Below are 20,310 nucleotides of genomic sequence, written 5' to 3'. Positions count from 1 at the left end.
ACCGCGCCTTGGCCAGCCGGGAAGCCGGCATTGGGGGCGCGGCGCTCACAACAGGCGGGGATGCAGGATCAGCGCGGCGTTTGGTGCCATCGCCTGGCCTCACCTAAGACAATCTCGCGGTACGCCGTGGCGCGGATGCCTTGATTGGTACCGCCGGAGACCATTTCGTATTTGAGCTTTTCATCTGCCTCCGTTCCCACATTCAAGGTTTTTTTAACCGTTAAAGTCACCAGTGATGACTCCTGTAAAAAATTTGACCTGGAATCTTGTCACATGCCAGCGGCGCACAAGCAGATCCGCATGACATTTTTTGTTTAATTTTTGCTCGTGGCCGGGGGTAAGATTTCTTAAGTTAACCTTAAGAAGGAGGTGAATCATGGCAACCGTTGCGGCGTTTATCATCTATGCCATCGTCATGACAGTTATTGCGGTGAAAGTGCGCGAGTAGCGGCGACGATCTCCCCGCCCGTCCCGGGACGCGCACCGCGCCCCGGGAACACCATCCGCGAAGACGGCAAAGGGGCGACGTGAATTCGGCGCCGGCCTGAGCGGGAATTTCTTTAAAACTGAACGGCGGTTATTTGCCGGATTTATATTTCCAGTTCCATTTAATGGAACCCATTAGGTAAATACGCCAGCGGGTTTCCCTGGCGACGTTAACCCTTTGCCGCCTGGAAAGTGAGGACTGTTTCGGCCGGGACATATTCTCGCTTGCCGTAATAATGCATTATCACAGAACAATTGTTACGCATTTAACATTCATGTAACGCCAAAGCCAATATTGTCTTGCGCCGCCACGTCGGGATGACTATTCGGTAAAACACCATCCCGGATTGATATTTACCCGGCATGCTCCGCCATACTTTAAAAGGCGTTAATGCCGTCATCGCTTGCCCGATCCGGCCCATTGCGCAGGATTACGTAATGAATGATTAATGAATATAAAAATGGAATGTCATCCCAGTTACGATAATAACCCTGCCTTGCACAGTACGTCTTCGCGGAAAACGCTGTTTAATTATATCTCAGTAAAATCTGATAAACCATCATAAACCTCAGTGGATCTTAATAATAAAAACGTTTAATTTCATAAAGATACTTAATTTTCAGATCTGCTGGCGCCGGGCTTTCCGGCACTGCTGTAAAAATGAATATATCCTAAAGTAATTAATAATATATGTTTTAAGTGTTTTTTCTTGCCATACTGTCCATTTTTTGCTGACCGCTTAAACAGCGGAAATAAATATTACTTATATATTAAAATGTATCTAATCATTTCAAATCCTTGCCAAGGCGCTTTACATTATCTTACTATCCGGCTATTAATATTCACAACTTTTCCACCTTGCAGATGATTATAAAAATTAAGGCCAATGGTAGCAAATTTCCAATTTACCGACGATTTGCGTCAGATGTTAACCACTACTATTGCAACACCTGTTTATCCGCACAAGGTCATTAAGCATGCCAAATCGCATACCCACAAAAAAAATAGTGATTCTGGGTATTCCACCGATCGATCTTTTAAATGTCGCCGGTCCAATGGAAGCGTTTCGTCTGGCGAATACGCTGGCGGAAAATAAATCCCCTTACCAGGTGGAACTGGTCTCCGCCGGACCGGATAAAACCATCGAAACTGAAGCGGGAATAAGCCTGCTGGGCCATTCCGCCCTGACTGATAAAAAATGGGATACGTTCGTTATCGATACGTTGATCATCACCACCACTATTGCATCATTCGGCCTGTATCCGGCACATACCATTGAGTGGATCAGCAGCCAGGAAAGCCGGGCCCGCCGCATTTGCACCGTCTCCGGCGGTATCTTCGCCCTGGCCCAGACGGGCATGCTGGAAGGAAAACACGTGACGACCCACTGGCGCGTATTGGATGAATTCGCTAAACATCATCCCGGAGTTCATGTGGAGGAGCAGCCCATTTGGGTCAAGGATGGCAAAATATATTCCTCCGCGGGCATGTCTTCCGGCATTGATCTGGCGCTTAACCTTATCGCCGACGATCATGGCGACCGGCTGGCGGGGGAAGTGACCAAGGAGCTGGTGATGTTCCTGCGCCGGCCCGCCGATCAGGCCCAGCTCAGTTTTTCACTGTTGGCGCAATACTCCAGCCACCGCAGCCTGAAAACGCTGCAACCCTGGATACATGAGCATTTAGCCCAGGAACTTACCGTTGATGTGCTGGCGGATAAGCTGGCCATGAGCCGGAGCACCCTGATCAGAATATTTAAACATGAGCTAAACACGACGCCGGCGAAATATATCGAGAACATCCGCCTGGAAACCGCGCAGCGCTACCTGCAAATGACCACCATGAACCTGGATAAGATTGCGGCCAAATGCGGCTTTACCAGCGCGGATGTGCTCAGGCGGGTATTTCAGCGCAATATCGGCATCAGCCCCCAGGCCTATCGGCAACAGTTGGCCAAAGAGGACTGAACGTCCCGTCAGTGTAGCCCGCCGACAGCGACTCTGGCCACGGGGAGCGCGGCCGCCGGCGTCGGCAAGTCGGGCATTGCCGTTGATTTTCTCACGCTGGCCAAGTCCTTGCCGTCCATTTCGGTGGCCACCCAAGCCGCGATATTTTGATACGGGACAAAGATGCTTTGCCTGCGTTTCGGGTGCGTGGCGGTAAAGATGCCGACGATAGCGCCGTCGGCCACATATACCGGCCCGCCGCTCATGCCCTGGATGCCCCCGGCGTCGGTCAGCCCCATCCGGCAACTGGTGCCGGGCTTATCCCACCAGCCGAAGGCCTGTAACGTGCCGGATGACGATGTGGGCAGCGTCGTATAGGCGTTGTAGCCATAAAGATTGACGCGTTCGCCTTTAACCGCTGATTCCAGCCTGGGCAACGCCCGTCCCTTATTATTATGGTAGATTATGGCCACATCGCAGACGGGATTATAGGCTTTTACCCGGACCATCATTAATTTAGCCACATGCCCGGCGGTAAGACTGTAATTTTCCGTCAGCGGGAAACTGGAGCCGACAGCGCCCGCCAATACAGGAATACCGATAAAATGAAAATCTGCTTTGTTACTGGCGGTCTTGTCGACATTATAATGACCTACCGCGCTGCAACCCGTCAATAATGACGCCAGGATAAAGATAATTACTTTCACTGTTGTGCCTGCTGATAACATGCATTGCAAAGAAGAGCCTTGCGACTGCTAATGAAAATGATGCCCTGTAATATACAAATAGCGTCAATCAATTTTTCATTGAGATATTCTATATTTCGGGCATGCCATGACATCCTTATCCATGCGAGTTTAAGGGAATGTTCGCTATGACGTCATTATAATGACCCATGAAATAACCATTGATTTACATCAATTTTATGCCGCCTTGTTCATCATCGACTCCTGGCGGCCATGGGTTGCCACCCTATTGTCCACAGCATAGAAAGCCTGATGTCGTATTACGGGTGGTAACGGTAATTTTATATAGCTATATAATCTTATTTCTTTTTTATGCCGTTTTTTAGGCAAGCTTCTGCTGGCAATAAATTGCGCATGCCGGTGAAAACTATACAGCATAGTTAAAACAAGAATCACACATATAATTAACAAATTCATTGATAGTAAACCGGTTTGGATTTTTGATAAATATGACCCGTCCTGACCACATTCGGGGGCCATCGCGTTACGCTTTTATCGGTACAGTTATTTCATACAGATCGCCAAAAACTGGGGATATTAATTCGCCCGCGTTTTCATCAGCGCGCGAGTATATTAAGACTATAGGAAAATTCCTAGGTGTCATTGTTACGACGATATGCTTCTTTTTTCAACAGCGGGGATACGTGGTTTTGCCGGACGGGGATATTGCCGGATCTTGCGTCCAGCCGGGGGAATGGAACCTACCGGCGGCCCCTTACGGCCGCCGGCGGGATTTACTCCAGCAGCCGCGTCGGGACAAAATCGCCCGCCTCCGCCGCGTCCCGGCGGAATTTGTCCAGCGCTTCGCGACTGTCCGCCGCGCGTACCTGGAGCGGGGAGATGCTGAACCCCTGCAAAAGTACCGCGCGGATAATAATGCCCGCCGCCGGATCGTCCAGGGACTGGGGGGTGATGACGTCGGCCTTGCGCAAAAAGATAAAATGCTGTTGTTTCATGCCATTCTCCTTTATCTACCGGATAACCGGAACGCTATGTGAGCGGGATCACAAGAGCATTCATTAGGTCCGAAAACAGTAGAGCGCAAAAAATGATTGAAATATAATCACTTAAATTTCGCCATTGATAACCGTTTGGAATGGATAATCGATTATTGCGCGCCTTTGTCATCCTGGCGGCTACCAGGAACTACCGCGAGGCGGCACAACAGCTGTGTATTACCCAGCCGGCGTTGTCAAAACAGATTAAAGCCCTGGAACATGCGCTGGGCATCACGCTGTTTGTCAGGGGAAGACGGGGCGCCCTGCTGACGCATCCGGGAGAATTGCTGTTGCCGAAAGCCGCCGAACTGGTGGAGCTGGCAGGGACATTCAGGCACTATGCCCTTGGGGTGGCGAAAGGGACCACCGGCAACCTGGCGATCGGTTTTGGCATCTCCGCCTTAAAAACGGTGCCGGACTTGATTGCCCGCTTCCGGCGCGCGTATCCGGACGTGACCGTCAGTTTGGAGGACCTGTCCTCGGCGCAACAGCATGCCCGCTTATTATCCGGCCAGCTGCAGCTGGCTTTTATGCGCCTGCCGGTGGATCCGCCGCTGCAGGGGCGACGGTTTATGTCGGAAAGCCTGGTGCTGGCGGCCAATAAATCCGCCTTGCCGGCCGGAGACCCCGACATGCGGATGTGGCGGCATTTCCTGCTGGCGCAGCCCTGGGTCCAGCTTTTGCCGGATAAAGGGCCGGGGCTGTATCAGCAGATAGAACAGTATTTGCGCTTTAACCAGATTAGCCCGCGGGTGGTCCAGCAGACCCGGGATATGCAAACCCTGATGGCGCTGGTCGCGGCGGGCGTGGGAATCGCCATCGTGCCGGAAAGCGCCGCGCACATCGCTCCCAGGAATATAGCGATGATCCCGCTGCAGGGAGCCTATGCCCGCTGGGAGGTGGGCATGATTTGGAACCCCACGCTGGCGGACCCGGTGCGGGATGAGTTTATCGGCATGGTTAACGCTTAACAAAAGGCGGCAATACAATGAGCGAATTGGAGAAAATGCGCCGGGGCGAGCATTATTTTATCAACGATCCCGAACTGGTCGAAATACGGCACGCCGTCAGGGATAATATCGATCGCTATAATGCCCTCGGGCATCGTGAAACGGCACGGCAGCAGCAGCTGCTGGCGGAAATCTTCGGCCAGGTCGGCGATGATGTGCATATCGAGAAAAACCTGCGGGTCGATTACGGCATGAACACCCGGCTCGGGAGCCATGTGTTTATCAATTTTAATTTTGTCCTGCTCGACTGCGCGCCGGTAAACATCGGCAACCATGTGTTTATCGGCCCGGACGTGCAGCTCTACACCGCCCATCATCCGCTCGACCCCGGGGAACGCGGCCGGCATATCGGCTGGGCCGAACCGGTTACGCTAAGCGATAATGTCTGGATTGCCGGCGGCTGCATTATCCTGCCAGGCGTGACGATTGGTGAAAATACCACCATCGGCGCGGGCAGCGTGGTGACGCGCCCGATTCCCGCCAATGTCGTGGCCTGCGGTAATCCGTGCCGGGTATTACGCGCCCTGCCATGAAGACGCTATTTATTTTGCAGTAATTCGCGCATCCTGACCAACGCGAAAACAGCCGCCTGTTCAATAACGGCTTCGCAATCGCCGCTGAACCGTTTTACCTGCGCATGGACCTTGTTATCCGGCGTAACCCATCCGAACCAGATGGTGCCCGCGGGGGTGCCGTCAGGTCCGTCCTCGGGTCCGGCGTAGCCGCTGACCGACAGGGCGATATCTTCACCTGCGACCTGCAGCGCGCCCGCGGCCATCTCTTTCACGACCTGTTCGCTCACGGCGGTATAGGTTTCCAGGGCGTGCCATCCGACGCGCAATACTTCATGTTTGGCGCGATCCGTATAAGTGATGAAGCCGCGGGTGAAAAAATCACCGCTGCCGCCCACGGCGCACAGCGCCATGGCCACCAGGCCCGCCGTGCAGGATTCCGCGGTGGTCAATATGAGCCTATCCCGGCGTAATGTTTCGGCAAGAGCGCCGGCGGCGGCGTTGAGTTGTGAATTCATCAGTCGAGTTTCCATAAACCTGTGGTGTTGTTCTTTTATATTATAATATCGAGGCAACACGGAAAGTGCCGGTGTTCTGAATTATAGCATTGCGCTTTTTAGCTGGATTATAAAAAATTCATGGGCTGCTGATAGTTAACATCAGCAGCCCATGGGCTTAGGCTAACAGTGCGCCCTGCCGGCGGCATCATTATTTTTTGGTGCTGCTTTTCCCCTTGGCCTTATCGTCTTTTTTATCTTTGTCGTCACTTTTGGCTTTTGCCGGCGACTTCGCTTTTTCAGAAGGTTTGTCCTTGACGGGCGCTTTATCTTTGGAGGGGGCAAACGTTCTCTTACCTTCATGATATAGGGTCATTTTAACTCCAATGCATTAGGTGATGATTTGGTAAGAAATATACAAAGTGCCGATGACCGCAAAATAACAACAGACACTTTTATTGCACTAGCATTATTAGTTTAGACCGGGCACGGGTTAACACAACTTTATTTTATCCGTGGAACCGGGACGTCCGGATTGAACGAAATGATGTTATGTTTAATAATAGACCGGGGCCACCGGCGCGCCGGCATACCCCCTGTCACCGCTGCCCAGAGGATAATGCCATGCTGCCGACATTACAGTTTATCAGTGAGCTTCTCAAGCTGATCCACAGCCTGTTCAGCTAAGGACGGACGCGGCCCTTAGCTGAAGCGTTAACGCAAATGATCGTCGCCGCGCAGGGTTATCAGCGCCAATAGGCTGATTGCTGAAATTATAACGACATAATAAGCCGGTATATCAATGTTACCCGTTTGTTTTATCAATCCGGTAATGATGAGCCCCGCGCAGCCGGAAAATACCGCGTTGGAAAGCGAATAAGAAAGACCGAGACCGGTATAACGCACCCGGGTCGGGAACATTTCGGCCAGCATCGCCGGCCCGGGACCGGCCAGCAGCCCCACCACCGCGCCGGCGACCAGCACCGCAAGCGCCTTCATCGCCAGGGGGCTAGACGGATCCTGCAGCAGATGCAGCAGCGGAAACGTAAACAGGATGGTGGCCAATATCGCCGCCACCATCACCCGCTTGCGCCCAATCCGATCGCTCAGCATACCCGCCGGCAGAATGGTCAGGGCGAAACCCACGTTGCCAAGCACGGTGGCGACCAGCGCCTGTAAAAAACTGGCGTGCAGCGTCGTTTGCAAATACGCGGGCATGACCACCAGAAAGGTGTAGCCCGCGGCGGACCAGCCCATCATGCGGCCGATGCCGAGCATGATGGCCTTGACGACGGCCAGCGCCGGCGCCGAGGGCGCTGCCGGCGCGGCGTCGTGATGGATGGCGCGAAAGGTGGGCGTTTCCTCCAGGCGCAGGCGCAGGCCCAGCGCGACGACGCCCATCGGCAACGCCAGCAGGAACGGAATGCGCCAGCCCCAAACATGCAGCTGATCGGGAGTAAGGCAGGCGCCCAGCAGCGCCACCATGCCCACGCTCGCCAGCAATCCCAGGGCCACAGTGAATGATTGCCAGGCGCCGAACAGGCCGCGCCTGCCCGGCGGAGCAAACTCGGTCATCAGCGCCACCGCGCCGCCGAACTCACCGCCGGCGGAAATCCCCTGCACCATACGCAGTAGGGTCAGCAGCAGCGGCGCGGCCACGCCCAGGGTGGCGTAGGTCGGCATTACGCCGATAAGCGCGGTGGACAGCGTCATCATGATGATAACGGTAATCAGCGTCGGCTTACGGCCGAGGCGATCGCCGATACGGCCAAAAATTATCGCTCCCAGCGGGCGGCAGAAAAAAGCCAGGGCGAAGGCGGCGTAGGTCAGCACCAGGCTGGCCGCGGCGCTTTCGCCCTGCAGGGTAAAAAAATTGGCGGCGATGAGGGTGGCGAGAAAACCATAAACGCCGAATTCGTACCATTCAATAAAATTGCCCACTGAGCCGGCAATCAGCGCTTTGCGTTGCGCGGGCGTTACCGCAATGGCGGTGCGGGAGAAAGTCATACGGTCACGGTCGCTGTCGATAAATAGGAACATGCACTATAAATCATTTGCCCGCGCTGGCAACAATACCGGCGGCGCGCGGCGTCTTGCCCGATGCTAATCGCGTTTTTCAGCGCGATTGCGTCCCGCCTTTTTCGCCTGGTATAAGGCAATATCGGCGCGATCGATTAGGGCGTCCAGGTTTTCCATTGGCCGGTGTTCCGCCACGCCGCAACTGACCGTGGCGCTTATCACCGCCCGGTCGGTAACCACCTCCGACTGCCCGATATCGTGGGAAAGGGTATTCATGCGCCGCAGCGCCTCGTCGCCATTGCATTCGGTAAGCAGCACCAAAAATTCATCGCCGCCCCAGCGGCAGACGAAATCCGTGCGGCGCAGGGACGTCCGGATTAAGCGGGCGATATGCTGGATGACCCGATCGCCCGCGCCGTGACCATAACGATCGTTGATTTGCTTAAAATAATCGATATCAATGATCGCCATGGCCAGCGGGGCGTTTTCTGCCGCCCTGGCCCCCCGCAAACGCTGGAAGCGATACTCAAACGCCTGACGGTTCATGATGCCGGTCAGTTTATCGGTGGTGGCCATGGTTTCCAGGCGGCGCTGGTAGCCGCCGATGGTCAACCATAAAAACAGGATAAACAGTACGCTGACGCCGGCCCCGATGCCGAGGTTCTTAAGCAGCGTCATAAACAGGACCCGCTCCAGGGGATGCTCGCTTTGCTCCACCATCAAATACCAGTCGAATTCCGGAATGAGGCGCGTATGGAGCAGCACCTGCCTGCCCTGGTAATCATATTGATAGCTGCCGCCCGGCACGGTCAGAATCGACGTCGCGAGCGGGCCCAGTCCCGGTTGCAAGCGGATTTGCAGCGGCCGTTTAAAGGTGGTGCCGTGCAATATGACCGCCCCGGTTTTATCAACGAAATAAATGGTGCGGTTATAGCGGCGTTCATATTTTTCAATCAGGTATTTGACTTTTTCGACGGAAAGGCCGATGCCGGTAATCCCGATAAAATTGCCCTGGTAATCCATAACCTTATGATTAACGAAGATATCCAGGTGAGTATGGTCCTCGGGATCGGGGCGCGCGTCGATAAAATACGGCTTGTCGCCGGCCGTGGCTTTTATCTGGAAATACCACCGATCCTTATCCTCCTGCTCGGAGACGGTTTCCAAAACCCGTTTGGGATCATAATAGCGCCGGGTTTTGTCGGAGACAAAAAAGGAAAAAATAGTGTCGAAACGCCGATCGATCTCGCTCAGATAGCGAATCATCGCCTTCGGATCCTGCTCGCCATCCACCAGCACCCAGTCGCGGACAAAGGTGTCATGGGCCATCAGGGAAGAAATAAATATCGGTTTTAACAGATCTTGCTGGATCTCGGAATAGACATTGTCGCTGGTCAGCGGTAGCGTGTTTTCTTCGATTTCGTCGTTGAGCGATTGCCTGGCCACCTCATAGCTGCTCCAGCTGATGATTAAAAAAGCAGTGAGCAACATCAGGGTAAATAAAATAATGGCCCGTGTTTTATTCAACCAATGCAGGTTGTTCATCAAGTTCACCTGGTACGTCATCTTCTTGCCATAAAGAGTGCGTTAATAGTGCGTCCCTGTCACGCGACAAATCCCGGTCGGGTTTCATCGGCAGGTGGAGGTTGCCACTGTTAAGGTTTATCCTGACGGCATCATAAATCACGCAGGAGCCGCAGATGTTTATCGTTGATTTAACGTATGAAGAGCCCATGGAAAAAGTTGAGGCGCTGCTGGAAGCGCACCTCGCCTGGTTGCGTAACTATTTCGCCACCGGCGATTTTGTGGCCTCCGGAAGGAAAGTGCCGCGCATCGGCGGCATCATCCTGACGCGGACCCTGCCGCGTCCCGATCTGGATGCGATCCTGGCGCAGGACCCCTTTAAGGAAGTGGCCAACTACAGCATAACCGAATTTGTCCCTTCCACCACCAGCGAACTGCTCAGCGCCCTGCGTACGCTCTGATAATGAGCAGGGCGTCACGCTCAACGCGTTGGCGCCCCCTCCTGCGGCCAATGGATTTCTGTGATATTGCTCAAAATTACACATTAATATTGCCTGTCTGCCGGACAAGGTATTTTTGAGATATTAATCACAGCGTTCTTGAAATGGTTGCCAGACTATTTTTCCTCGTGGCAATAAGACAAAGATACTGCGCGCAAAATGCGGCAAAAGCCAGGGATGCGGGGACCCATGCCGCCGCCGGGGCCATTGCATTATTACGACGGCCGGAGTAAAACTTTTATCCAATGCGCAACAATAACCCTACAATTTCTTAATGGAGTTGCAGCGATGGCAATAATACAGCAACAGATGTATATCGACGGCGAGTTTGTTTCCAACCGCAGCGATAAATGGATTGATGTCCTCAACCCCGCCACCGAGGATGTCATATCCCAGATACCGGACGCCGATGCGGACGATGTGCGCAACGCCATCGACGCCGCCGCGCGGGCGCAGCATGATTGGGAAGACTTGCCGGCTCAGGAACGGGGCGTGTGGCTGCATAAAATTGCCCAGGGCATCCGCGCCAGGGAACAGGAGCTAACCGATATTATCGTGGCCGAAGGGGGCAAGACCCAGGGCCTGGCCAGGACCGAGGTCTTGTTTACCGCCGATTATCTCGACTATATGGCCGAATGGGCGCGGCGCTATGAGGGCGAGATCATACAAAGCGACCGGCGCAACGAGAATATTTTTGTGTTTAAAAAAGCCATCGGCGTGACCACCGGCATCCTCCCCTGGAACTTTCCCTTTTTCCTGGTGGCGCGCAAAGCGGCGCCCGCGCTTATCACCGGCAATACCATCGTCGTAAAACCCAGCCAGCTGACGCCGAACAACGCCATTGCCTTTGCCGGCATCGTGCACGAGGCCGGCTTGCCCCGCGGCGTGTTTAATCTGGTGACCGGCCGGGGTTCGGTGGTGGGCCAGGAGCTGGCGGCCAACGCAAAAGTCGGTATGGTAAGCCTGACCGGCAGCGTGGCGGCGGGAGAGCAGACCATGGCGGCGGCGGCGAAAAACATTACCAAGGTCTCGCTGGAGCTCGGCGGCAAGGCGCCGGCCATCGTCATGAACGATGCCGATCTGGATCTGGCGGTCAAGGCGATAGTCGCCTCCCGCGTCATCAATACCGGGCAGGTCTGCAACTGCGCCGAACGCGTGTATGTGCAGGAAGATATTCAGGATGACTTTATCGCCCGGCTCACCGCGGCGTTTAACCAGGTGACTTTTGGCGATCCTGCCCGGGAAGAAAACCTGGATATGGGGCCGTTGATTGACGCGGCCGCGCTGAAAAGCGTGCAGGACAAAGTGGATAACGCCGTGGCGCAAGGCGCCAGGGTGGTCACCGGCGGGCGGCGGGCGGGCGATAAGGGCTATTTTTTCCAGCCTACCCTACTGGTGGATGTAAAGCATGAGATGGATATCATGCATGAGGAAACCTTTGGCCCGGTGCTGCCGGTCACGACCTTCCGCACCCTTGACGAAGCGGTGCAAATGGCCAATGACTGCGAATTCGGCCTGACCTCCTCGATTTATACCACCAACCTCAATACCGCCATGGCGGCGATAAAAAAACTGAAGTTCGGCGAAACCTATATTAACCGGGAAAATTTCGAGGCCATGCAGGGCTTCCACGCGGGATGGCGCAAGTCGGGCATCGGCGGCGCCGACGGACGCCACGGGCTGGAAGAGTATTTGCAAACCCATGTGGTGTACCTGCAATACCAGGCCTGATGGCGGCCAGCGCCGCCGGCGGAGCGGGTTGCCGGGCGCCGGGCGCGGGTTCCAGCCGGCCTGGCGCCCGGCGGCGATTGGCCCGCCGCCGCGCCTGCGCTAGAATAACCCTCGTCCGCGGCATGCCCGCGCGGGGTCCTGCACCGCCGGACCGGAGATAAGCGACGAGGTAACCATGTCTGATAAACCGGTGCTATTTATGGCCTGCCCGCTATTTACGCAGGCCCATACCTTATTAAGCGCGCATTTCACCCTGCGCCATACCACGGAAAGCACGCTGGCAGGCACCCTGGCGTCGCTGTCCGCCATGACCGACGTGCAGGCGTTATTGGTTTCCCTGGCCATGCCGCTGGACAGCCAGGCCATCGAACAATTGCCGCGCTCCATCAAGGCTATCTGCACCTATTCGGTGGGGACCAACCATATCGATTTGGCGGCAGCCAAGGCGCGCGGCATCAAGGTGTTGTTTACGCCGGATGTGCTGAGCGAATCCTGCGCCGACACCGCCCTGCTGCTGATGTTGGGCGCGGGCCGCCGCGCGCTGGAAGGGCTGCGTCTGTTAAAAGGCGGCGATTGGCCGGGCTGGGCGCCGGACCAGCTGTTGGGCAAGGATGTCTGGAACCAGCGCCTGGGGATCTTCGGCATGGGCCGCATCGGCCAGGCCATTGCCCGGCGCGCGCGCGGTTTTGATATGGAAATTCATTACCATAACCGGCACCGGTTGCCGCCCGCGGCCGAACAACACGCCGTGTATCACGATTCCCTCGCCGACCTCGCCGCGCACAGTGATTACTTTTGCATAGCCTGTCCGCCCGCCCCGGAAACCCGGGGCGTGGTGGATGCCCCCTTGCTGGCGCAGCTGCCCAAGGGCGCGGTGGTGGTGAATATTTCGCGCGGCGACATTATCAACGATAACGCGCTGATCGCCGCGCTCAACGCGGGCCACGTGGCCGCCGCCGGGCTGGACGTTTTCGCCGGCGAGCCCGATATCCATCCCGCCTACCGGCAGATGGACAACGTATTCGGCCTGCCGCATCTGGGCAGCGCCACGCTTGCCACGCGCCTGCGCATGGCGTCGCTGCTGCGCGACGGACTGGTGGGTATTCTGGCGGGCAGGATGCCGGCCAATGCGGCCAACTGATCGCAGCCGTCGTTAACCACGGGCGGCGATCCGTCACCCCTGGGGTGTTGGCGCATCCAGCAACAGTTTTTTGTGCAATTCCGCGGCCAGCATCTCAATGCGCTCGCTCAGGTTTTTGGTCAGAGTGGTCAGCTCGGTATTTTGCTGCAGCAGCACCATGATTTGCGCCGAGGTTTGCGCCGCCCGCTCCTGGCGTTCGGCATTGGCGACGGCCAGCGCCTCGCGATGCTGGGCATCCGCGTCGGCATGCGCCTTGTCCCGCTCCGCCTGGCGCGTCTGGGCCAACAGGATCAGCGGCGCGGCATAGGCCGACTGCAGACTGAACGCCAGATTAAGCAGGATAAACGGATAGATATCGAATTTGGCGAAACCAAAGGTATTGATGCATACCCAGGCGATAACGATCAGCGTCTGCGCCCCTAAAAACATCGGCGTGCCGAAGAATCGGGCGAAACCTTCCGCCTTACGCGCAAACCAGCCGTTGCCGAACGGCGCGGACAAATGGGCGTGACGGCGGTGGAAACGCAGATGATCAATCTTTGCGGGCGCGGCGTCCGCGGCGTCGGGCGTGGCGGCTGAAGTCGGTTTTTCCATGGTTTTTCTCATCCGGGGCAATGATGTTTATCTTGCTGATAATACCGGTTATGCCAAAGGCCGAGCTCGGCCGTTGACGCATGCGCCCATTATAGTTGCCGGCGCGCGGAAACCGGCACATATAATATGTAACCGGGCGATCGCCCGGTTTCCCCATGACCTACCCTCACATCCGCAGGATCGGCGTGGTGTCGGCGTAAGCGCTGGGCACGATTCGGATACTCACGTGATCATGCAATTGCCGCTGGCAATAGCGATAGGCGGAATACGTCAGCGGCCAATACGGCTCATCCTGACGGCCTTCAATTTTCATGGCGGTTTGGTGCCGGAAATTCACATCGAAATTAACCATAATCTTATAATAATTGCTCCACTCCAGCCCCAGCTTGATGATACGTCTTAATAGCATCGTTTTTATCGCCCCCGCCAGATGAGGCCTGTTTTTATCGCCGCGCCTGCGCAAGGCTTTAAAACCCGCCACATCGCCCCGCCGTATAAATTTTCTCGCCAGCGCTCTGGTATCCCGCCATAACCCGTCATCAAAGCGCGGCCTGGAAGGGCTGTTTTTAAGCAATATGTTTTTTGCGCACTCGCAATTCCTCCCTAAGATCCGGCATTTTTCTATTTTCTCAAGCAACCGAGATTTTACGGATATAAAATCATAATTATCCCGTAAAAAGTCACGCCATGACATCAGCAACATTTTGGCGGTCGCGCCGTCGATACCCGTTAATACGGTAAAACGCCTCACCCTGCGGCGGCTAATGGCAACCCCCAGGCGTAGTTGCCTGATTTTACGATAATCCAGTTGCTCGGTAGTGATACCCAGCGCCTGGTTAAGCTGATCAAGGGTAAATTGAGTCACGCCGTCCCCGCTGTCAAGATTACGGACATTAGCAAAACCATAGACTAAAGCCACCCGTCTATTCATCGGGCGTTGATTTGTGATCACAGGGACGAATACGCTATTATCATTGGCGGCGAAAACGATATTATTTAATTTTTTATTGCAAGCGCCCTTATGATTTGCATTCATTCCAGTGATGTCATCAGTCGGAATTTTATTTAATAAGCACGCGATACTTGACGGTATAAAATTCACCATAAAACTCCTTCGTATTTAATAATATTTATCTATAACGATAACATAAATATCCATTACCCGGATTTACTAGCGCGGACGTGCCGGCGAGAAGAGTTACGATTGTATATTACTTATATTATCGGCGGGATATATTCATATACTGCAATAAAATTATTAAACAGAAGTCGTATTGTCGCGCTCTCTGGCGCACTGCGCGGCGTAGGACGTGAGGATGGCCTGGATCAGGGGGCCGAAGCGTTCCTGCAGATCGTCAAGCCGGGACGTATTGCGCACTTCCACCCCTTTGCGTTCACTGCGGATCAGGCCGGCTTCCCGTAATATCTTGAAGTGCTGGGACAAGGTGGATTTCGGCACGGCGCGATCGCTGAACGCAAGAAACGCCGAACAGGGCCTGGCGCACCCGGCCCGGGCGATCTCGGCGAAGATATGAACGCGCAGGGGATCGGACAGGGCATGCAAAATCCCCTCTACGGTAATGTCTTCAGGCGCGGGGTGCATTATCGGTCTCATAAAAAATTTATAGCAGATTGTTGACAAGGTGTCCAATAGTTCATATTTTACGAACTAAGATAGTTCATAAATTCCGAACTAACGTACTTCATCCTATCCACCCTCCGGAGTCTGCTTATGAGTCAGTTGCAAGGTAAAGTCGCCGTCGTCACCGGCGCATCCAAGGGCATTGGCGCCGCTATCGCCAAAAGCTTTGCCGCCGCCGGCGCGTCGGTTGTGGTTAATTATGCCGCCAGCCGCGAGGATGCGGATAAAGTGGTCGCCGGGATCGTCGCCGACGGCGGCAAGGCGATTGCCGTACAGGGCGACGTGGGCAACGCGGCGGATGTCGAGCGCGTGTTCAGCGCCGCCAGGGACGCCTACGGCGCGCTGGACGTGCTGGTAAACAACGCCGGGGTCTTCGCCTTCGGACCGCTTGAAGAGGTGACCGAGGCGGAGTTCCACCGCCAGTTTAATATCAATGTGCTCGGCACTATCCTGTCGACGCGGGAAGCGCTAAAGTATTTTAATCCCCAGGGCGGCAGTGTTATCAACATTACCTCGGCGATCAGCACCCACCCCACCCCCGGCTCGGCTATTTATGCCGCGACCAAAGGGGCGATTGATACCCTGACGGTCGGCCTGTCGCGGGAACTGGGCGCACGCGGCATCCGGGTCAATGCCATCGCGCCGGGCGGCGTGGCAACCGAAGGCGCCGCCCGGTTAGGCATAGTGGGCAGCGACTTTGAAAAAGAATTGATTGCGCAGACGCCGCTGGGCCGGTTCGGCCTGCCGGGGGATATTGCCGCCGTCGCGCTGTTCCTGGTGTCTGACGCCGCCGCCTGGCTGACCGGCGAACGCATCAGCGCCTCCGGCGGCTGGCGCTGACGGCCGGCGAGCACCTTACCGATAAGCCCGGCCCGGACGCCTGTCCGGCCGGGATACCCCTTTATCCGGCGGCGGCGGCGACGCCCCTGCCCCTCACACCCCGGGAGCGACTATGCCGGCCTATTTTGTTGCGGTACGTGAAGCGGTAAATGATCCAGAGCAAATGAAAATCTACGGCGAGAAGGCGGGGAAAAGCACCGCTATCCATCAGCCCGTTCCCCTGGCGCTGTACGGGCGTTTGCGCCATACCGACGGCGGCGCGGTGGAAGGCGCGGTGATCCTGGAATTTCCCACCTTCGAGGCGGCCGAAGCCTGGTATGATAGTCCCGAGTATCAGGAGGCGGTGGCGCACCGGTTTCGCGGCGCGACCTACCGGACGTTTATCATCCAGGGCGTGGAAGGCGAATAACGCGGCCGCGCCCGCGGAGAGAAACCATGAAAGTGATGATCTGGGGCGCCACCGGCATGGTGGGCCAGGGCGTACTGCGGGAATGCCTGCTGGCTGAAGACGTGACGGCGGTCGTCGCCGTGGGGCGCTCGGCGCCGCGCGTGGAACATCCCAAACTGCAAACCCTGATCCACACCGAGCTGCTGCAGTATGACGCGATTGCGCACCGGCTCGGCGGTATCGACGCCGCATTTTTTTGCCTGGGGGTCAGCTCGGTGGGCATGGACGAACCACGCTACACCACCATTACCCATGATATGACCCTTGCCGCCGCGCAGGCGCTGGCGCGGATAAGCCCGGCGGCGACCTTTGTCTATCTCTCGGGCACGGGGGCCGACAGTGCGGAAAAAAGCCGCACCATGTGGCAGCGGGTACGCGGCGGCACCGAAAACGCCCTGCAACGCCTGCCGCTGAAAGCGGTGTATATTGTTCGCCCCGGCATCATCCTGCCTAAACACGGCGCGCGGTCGAAAACGCCACTCTACCGCGTGCTTTACCTGCTGCTGACGCCGGTGATGTCTTTGTTTAGGCCTTTGTTTCCCCGCCGTATCCTGACCACGCAAACCCTGGGCCTGGCCATGCTTAACCTTGCCCGGCGCGGTTTCTCCCGTCCGGTGCTGGAAACCGGGGATATATACGCTGTTTCCCATACGGCAAAAACAAAATAGCGTCCGGTCATAAAACGGTGTAATGGCTATAGCCGGTAATGTATGATGAATACATTATGTCGCCTGGGCCATGATATGCTTGACGTCCTCATTAAAGCCTTCTCGTTCTTTTTTATTATCGTGGTCGGTTATCTGTTAAAAAAATACGGCGTGCTGCAGCGATCCGATAGCATCGCCTTATCGAAAATAATGATGAACCTCACGCTGCCCGCGGCGGTCATTACCGGCTTTGCCAGCTTTGAAGTGGACCCTTCCCTGCTGGTTCTGGTGCTGATTGGATTTCTCTGTAATATCCTGCTGCTGGCGGCGGGCTATCTTCTTGCCCGCAAACGCGACAATGACACCAAAGTATTTTATATGATCAATTCGCCCGGCTACAATATCGGGTGTTTTACCCTGCCTTACGTGCAAAGCTTCCTCGGTCCGGTGGGCATCGTCGCCACCTGCCTGTTTGACGCGGGTAATTCGGTTATCTGCACCGGCGGCAGTTATGTCGCCGCGTCCAATGTCATCGGTATTAATACCGGCCTGAAAAATACCTTCAAGCGCTTATTTTCCTCTATTCCGTTCGACGTCTATATGCTATTGCTGGTAGCGGCCCTGTGCGGCTACCATCTGCCAAGCCAGGTCACCATACTGACGTCTATCATCGGCAACGCCAATCCTTTTATCGCCATGCTGATAATCGGCATGATGCTTGAAATCAATATTGACCGGTCGCAGCTGAAAAACGTCTCTAAGGTGCTGGCGCTGCGTTATGGCGCCGGCGCCCTCCTGGCCGCGCTGTTTTATTATGGCACCCCGCTGCCGCTTGAAATCCGCCAGGTGCTGGCGGTGGCGGTATTTGCCCCGGTATCCGCGCTGTCGCCGATGTTTACCGCCCGGTGCAGTTCCCTGGGCTCGGTATCCAGTTTTACCGGTTCCCTGTCGATATTTATCAGCATTATCATCATCACCACCCTGCTGACGCTGATGCAGGGATAAACGCGGAGGAAGACATTATGCAGATAGAAGGCAGTATCGCACTGGTGACCGGCGCGAACCGCGGGCTTGGCAAGGCCTATGCCGAGGCGCTGCTCAACGCGGGCGCGGCCAAGGTTTACGCGGCGGCGCGCAATCCAGCCGCCATTACCGATCCGCGTCTCACACCGGTGAAGCTGGACGTGACCTCGCCGGCCGATGTTGCCGCGGCGGCGCTTGCGTGCGCGGATGTGACCCTCCTGGTCAACAACGCCGGCATCCTGCTGCAAAGCCCGATACTGGCCGCGGGTGCCGGCGACGCCATGCGCCGGGAAATGGACGTGAATGTCTTCGGGCTGCTGGCGATGATGACCGCCTTTGCGCCGGTGCTGGCGAAAAACGGCGGCGGCGCCCTGGTCAATATGCTGTCCGTGGTGAGCTGGTTCACCTCGCCGTTTAACGCCACCTACGGCGCGTCGAAACATGCGGCGCTGTCGATCACGGATGCGGCGCGCATCCAGCTGCGGGCGCAGGGAACGCGCGTTATCGGCGTCTACGCCGGGTTTATCGATACCGATATGACCGCGGGCATCGACGCCGCCAAGGTATCGCCCGCGCAGGTGGCGGAACAAACCCTGGAGGGCATCCGCCACGATCGGGAGCATGTGCTGGCCGATAAGCGCGCCCGGGATGTGTGGGATAGCCTCAGGCGTGATCCCGCGGCGATAGAAGCGCAAATGCAGCAGCTGTGGGATCAGCGTTCATCATAATGGGCGCGCGGTATGCGCCGCCGCGCCGGCGGAGGGGATCTCGTGATATAAGGAGCGCGCCGCGTTGCCGGCAGCCGGCCGGCCGTTTAATACATGGCGCGGCGCCCCGTGCTGCATGACCCGGGTAAGGCTGGCGTCATCCAGGCCGTCGCCTTCCACCAGCAGGTACTGCAAGCCGCGAAAAGCATCCGGATACCTGCGCGCCACCTGGTTAAACAGGGCGGCGGGAATAAACAGGATACTGATGGCGAACTGCGCCAGCGCCGCCGTTAAGCGGGAAGCATCGCGCACGATATCCTGCGGCAGCACCACCGCCGCCGCGCCGTTAAGCAACGCCCCCCAGACCTCGAGCTGATAGGCACAACCGGTGGCAGCGGCGATGCAGCCTACCCGATCGTCGGGATTAACCCGCACGTGCCGGCGATTGATGACCTGGCCGACAAGGCTGTGCGCGTCCAGCTCACGGCTGGCGGGCCGCCCGGTTTGCGCCGTCACCAGCAGGTGGGTGCGCTGCGGCAGGGACGTGGGCTGCGGCATAAAATCGCTATCGTTACCGTCGCCCACCGCGATATCCTCAAGAATGATCAAACGGGTGTCCAGCGCCCGCTCCCGGCAAGGCGCATCGGTCAGGGTAAAAAGCACCCGCCACTGGCGCAGCATGGCGGCCAGCCGTTCGTCCGGCAGCGACACGTCCAGCGGCACCACGCTGCCGCCGGCCAGGATAACGGCCGCCTGGGCGGTGATATGCTCGATACCCGGCGCCAATAATACCCCCACCGGCGTTTCATGTCCTACCCCCAGCCGGCGCAGATGCGCGGCCAGGGAGCGCGCATCGCGGGCCAGTTCGCCATAGCTCAGGATGCGGTCCAGCGTAATAATCGCCGGTTTGCTTTTGTTCAGCACGGTCTGGCGCAAAAAGCGCTCGCTTAACACACCGTCCGGCGCCGGGGCGCCGGCAAGGCGCTGCGGGTAAAAACGAACGGCGGAATGAACCGGTAACTGAACCATGGGGGCACCTGAGCGCGGGGAGTCGTGTTAACATTATGGGCCAAATACTGTTGCAGTTTTATTAATTAAAGTAAAAATTATAGTTCTGTGAGTATTATCTCACTTAACGGCAGGAAAAATAGTTACTTATTGATTATATACGATTTTCTTATTTCTTAATCGACAATAATGCTCAGAACAATTCATCATTTATTAATGCACTTTCAGCAATATATTACCCCTGTCATTTGCTGTAACCTTTAATAAAAGCGCATGCCCCAGGGCTGACC

The 20,310-nt window shown here is 56.2% G+C and carries 23 protein-coding genes; 12 read left to right on the top strand and 11 right to left on the bottom strand.

What is annotated here, in order from left to right:
• Positions 1 to 68 precede the first annotated feature (68 nt).
• Positions 69 to 230: a hypothetical protein gene (locus ACL2XM_RS00960; protein WP_413721233.1), complete on the bottom strand. Its 162-nt coding sequence runs from the start codon at positions 228 to 230 to the stop codon at positions 69 to 71.
• A 1,234-nt stretch (positions 231 to 1,464) separates the two neighbouring features.
• Here ACL2XM_RS00960 and ACL2XM_RS00955 point away from each other — a divergent pair.
• Positions 1,465 to 2,454 (top strand): GlxA family transcriptional regulator, encoded by a 990-nt coding sequence (locus ACL2XM_RS00955; RefSeq protein ID WP_413727819.1) that lies wholly within the window; start codon positions 1,465 to 1,467, stop codon positions 2,452 to 2,454.
• A gap of 8 nt (positions 2,455 to 2,462) precedes the next feature.
• Here the strand turns inward: ACL2XM_RS00955 and ACL2XM_RS00950 are convergent, their stop codons facing one another.
• Positions 2,463 to 3,140, bottom strand: a complete 678-nt coding sequence (locus ACL2XM_RS00950; protein ID WP_410013922.1) for a trypsin-like peptidase domain-containing protein — start codon at positions 3,138 to 3,140, stop codon at positions 2,463 to 2,465.
• Positions 3,141 to 3,913: 773 nt separating this feature from the next.
• Positions 3,914 to 4,135, bottom strand: coding sequence for a hypothetical protein (locus ACL2XM_RS00945; RefSeq protein WP_410013921.1), 222 nt, complete (start codon positions 4,133 to 4,135; stop codon positions 3,914 to 3,916).
• 140 nt (positions 4,136 to 4,275) lie between these two features.
• Here ACL2XM_RS00945 and ACL2XM_RS00940 point away from each other — a divergent pair, with 140 nt between their 5' ends.
• Together ACL2XM_RS00940 and ACL2XM_RS00935 are read left to right on the top strand one after the other, a co-directional pair.
• Positions 4,276 to 5,148, top strand: a complete 873-nt coding sequence (locus ACL2XM_RS00940; RefSeq protein ID WP_413732125.1) for a LysR family transcriptional regulator — start codon at positions 4,276 to 4,278, stop codon at positions 5,146 to 5,148.
• A 17-nt stretch (positions 5,149 to 5,165) separates the two neighbouring features.
• Positions 5,166 to 5,720 carry a sugar O-acetyltransferase gene (locus ACL2XM_RS00935; protein ID WP_413732124.1) on the top strand — a complete coding sequence of 185 codons (555 nt, stop codon included), beginning with the start codon at positions 5,166 to 5,168 and terminating at the stop codon, positions 5,718 to 5,720.
• 5 nt (positions 5,721 to 5,725) lie between these two features.
• Here ACL2XM_RS00935 and ACL2XM_RS00930 read toward each other — a convergent pair whose 3' ends face one another.
• Together ACL2XM_RS00930 and ACL2XM_RS00925 are read right to left on the bottom strand one after the other, a co-directional pair.
• A complete protein-coding gene (locus ACL2XM_RS00930; RefSeq protein WP_410013918.1) occupies positions 5,726 to 6,217 on the bottom strand; it encodes a CinA family protein in 492 nt (163 codons plus the stop codon).
• A 190-nt stretch (positions 6,218 to 6,407) separates the two neighbouring features.
• On the bottom strand, positions 6,408 to 6,572 hold the full coding sequence (locus ACL2XM_RS00925; protein WP_410013917.1) for a hypothetical protein: 165 nt from the start codon (positions 6,570 to 6,572) through the stop codon (positions 6,408 to 6,410).
• A 176-nt stretch (positions 6,573 to 6,748) separates the two neighbouring features.
• Here ACL2XM_RS00925 and ACL2XM_RS00920 point away from each other — a divergent pair, with 176 nt between their 5' ends.
• Positions 6,749 to 6,883 (top strand): hypothetical protein, encoded by a 135-nt coding sequence (locus ACL2XM_RS00920; protein WP_413732123.1) that lies wholly within the window; start codon positions 6,749 to 6,751, stop codon positions 6,881 to 6,883.
• 27 nt (positions 6,884 to 6,910) lie between these two features.
• On the opposite strand, the gene ACL2XM_RS00915 is transcribed toward ACL2XM_RS00920, so the two are convergent.
• Both ACL2XM_RS00915 and ACL2XM_RS00910 read right to left on the bottom strand, forming a co-directional pair.
• A complete protein-coding gene (locus ACL2XM_RS00915; RefSeq protein ID WP_410016744.1) occupies positions 6,911 to 8,203 on the bottom strand; it encodes an MFS transporter in 1,293 nt (430 codons plus the stop codon).
• Positions 8,204 to 8,299: 96 nt separating this feature from the next.
• Positions 8,300 to 9,760 (bottom strand): diguanylate cyclase, encoded by a 1,461-nt coding sequence (locus ACL2XM_RS00910; protein ID WP_410013916.1) that lies wholly within the window; start codon positions 9,758 to 9,760, stop codon positions 8,300 to 8,302.
• Positions 9,761 to 9,915: 155 nt separating this feature from the next.
• Here ACL2XM_RS00910 and ACL2XM_RS00905 point away from each other — a divergent pair, with 155 nt between their 5' ends.
• The 3 genes from ACL2XM_RS00905 (at position 9,916) to ACL2XM_RS00895 (ending at position 13,111) form a co-directional block, all read left to right on the top strand.
• Positions 9,916 to 10,200 carry a YciI family protein gene (locus ACL2XM_RS00905; RefSeq protein ID WP_410013915.1) on the top strand — a complete coding sequence of 95 codons (285 nt, stop codon included), beginning with the start codon at positions 9,916 to 9,918 and terminating at the stop codon, positions 10,198 to 10,200.
• A gap of 327 nt (positions 10,201 to 10,527) precedes the next feature.
• A complete protein-coding gene (aldA, locus tag ACL2XM_RS00900) occupies positions 10,528 to 11,970 on the top strand; it encodes an aldehyde dehydrogenase (protein ID WP_413732122.1) in 1,443 nt (480 codons plus the stop codon).
• 175 nt (positions 11,971 to 12,145) lie between these two features.
• Positions 12,146 to 13,111, top strand: coding sequence for a 2-hydroxyacid dehydrogenase (locus tag ACL2XM_RS00895; RefSeq protein WP_410013913.1), 966 nt, complete (start codon positions 12,146 to 12,148; stop codon positions 13,109 to 13,111).
• A 33-nt stretch (positions 13,112 to 13,144) separates the two neighbouring features.
• On the opposite strand, the gene ACL2XM_RS00890 is transcribed toward ACL2XM_RS00895, so the two are convergent.
• The 3 genes from ACL2XM_RS00890 to ACL2XM_RS00880 all read right to left on the bottom strand — a co-directional run bounded on the left by ACL2XM_RS00890 (position 13,145) and on the right by ACL2XM_RS00880 (position 15,308).
• Positions 13,145 to 13,705 (bottom strand): DUF1003 domain-containing protein, encoded by a 561-nt coding sequence (locus ACL2XM_RS00890; RefSeq protein ID WP_410013912.1) that lies wholly within the window; start codon positions 13,703 to 13,705, stop codon positions 13,145 to 13,147.
• Positions 13,706 to 13,871: 166 nt separating this feature from the next.
• The gene (locus ACL2XM_RS00885; RefSeq protein WP_410013911.1) at positions 13,872 to 14,624 is read right to left on the bottom strand and encodes a hypothetical protein; all 753 of its coding nucleotides are present in this window, start codon (positions 14,622 to 14,624) and stop codon (positions 13,872 to 13,874) included.
• Between the two features lie 339 nt (positions 14,625 to 14,963).
• Positions 14,964 to 15,308 carry an ArsR/SmtB family transcription factor gene (locus ACL2XM_RS00880; RefSeq protein ID WP_410013910.1) on the bottom strand — a complete coding sequence of 115 codons (345 nt, stop codon included), beginning with the start codon at positions 15,306 to 15,308 and terminating at the stop codon, positions 14,964 to 14,966.
• A 129-nt stretch (positions 15,309 to 15,437) separates the two neighbouring features.
• On the opposite strand from ACL2XM_RS00880, the gene ACL2XM_RS00875 reads away from it, so the two are divergent.
• From ACL2XM_RS00875 to ACL2XM_RS00855, 5 genes are all read left to right on the top strand, one after another.
• Positions 15,438 to 16,187, top strand: coding sequence for an SDR family NAD(P)-dependent oxidoreductase (locus ACL2XM_RS00875; protein WP_410013909.1), 750 nt, complete (start codon positions 15,438 to 15,440; stop codon positions 16,185 to 16,187).
• A 112-nt stretch (positions 16,188 to 16,299) separates the two neighbouring features.
• A complete protein-coding gene (locus tag ACL2XM_RS00870; protein WP_410013908.1) occupies positions 16,300 to 16,596 on the top strand; it encodes a DUF1330 domain-containing protein in 297 nt (98 codons plus the stop codon).
• A gap of 26 nt (positions 16,597 to 16,622) precedes the next feature.
• On the top strand, positions 16,623 to 17,303 hold the full coding sequence (locus ACL2XM_RS00865) for an NAD(P)H-binding protein (RefSeq protein WP_413732120.1): 681 nt from the start codon (positions 16,623 to 16,625) through the stop codon (positions 17,301 to 17,303).
• A 42-nt stretch (positions 17,304 to 17,345) separates the two neighbouring features.
• The gene (locus ACL2XM_RS00860; RefSeq protein WP_413732119.1) at positions 17,346 to 18,287 is read left to right on the top strand and encodes an AEC family transporter; all 942 of its coding nucleotides are present in this window, start codon (positions 17,346 to 17,348) and stop codon (positions 18,285 to 18,287) included.
• A 17-nt stretch (positions 18,288 to 18,304) separates the two neighbouring features.
• Complete coding sequence (locus tag ACL2XM_RS00855) at positions 18,305 to 19,033, top strand: SDR family oxidoreductase (RefSeq protein WP_413729613.1); 729 nt, start codon at positions 18,305 to 18,307, stop codon at positions 19,031 to 19,033.
• On the opposite strand, the gene ACL2XM_RS00850 is transcribed toward ACL2XM_RS00855, so the two are convergent.
• Positions 19,028 to 20,041 carry an AMP-binding protein gene (locus tag ACL2XM_RS00850; RefSeq protein WP_413729612.1) on the bottom strand — a complete coding sequence of 338 codons (1,014 nt, stop codon included), beginning with the start codon at positions 20,039 to 20,041 and terminating at the stop codon, positions 19,028 to 19,030. The genes ACL2XM_RS00855 and ACL2XM_RS00850 overlap by 6 nt on opposite strands.
• Positions 20,042 to 20,310 lie beyond the last annotated feature (269 nt).

This window comes from Sodalis sp. RH20, assembly GCF_047324205.1.
In the GTDB taxonomy this organism is placed as follows: Bacteria; Pseudomonadota; Gammaproteobacteria; order Enterobacterales; family Enterobacteriaceae; genus Acerihabitans.
This window is presented reverse-complemented; position numbering and strand designations above follow the sequence as displayed.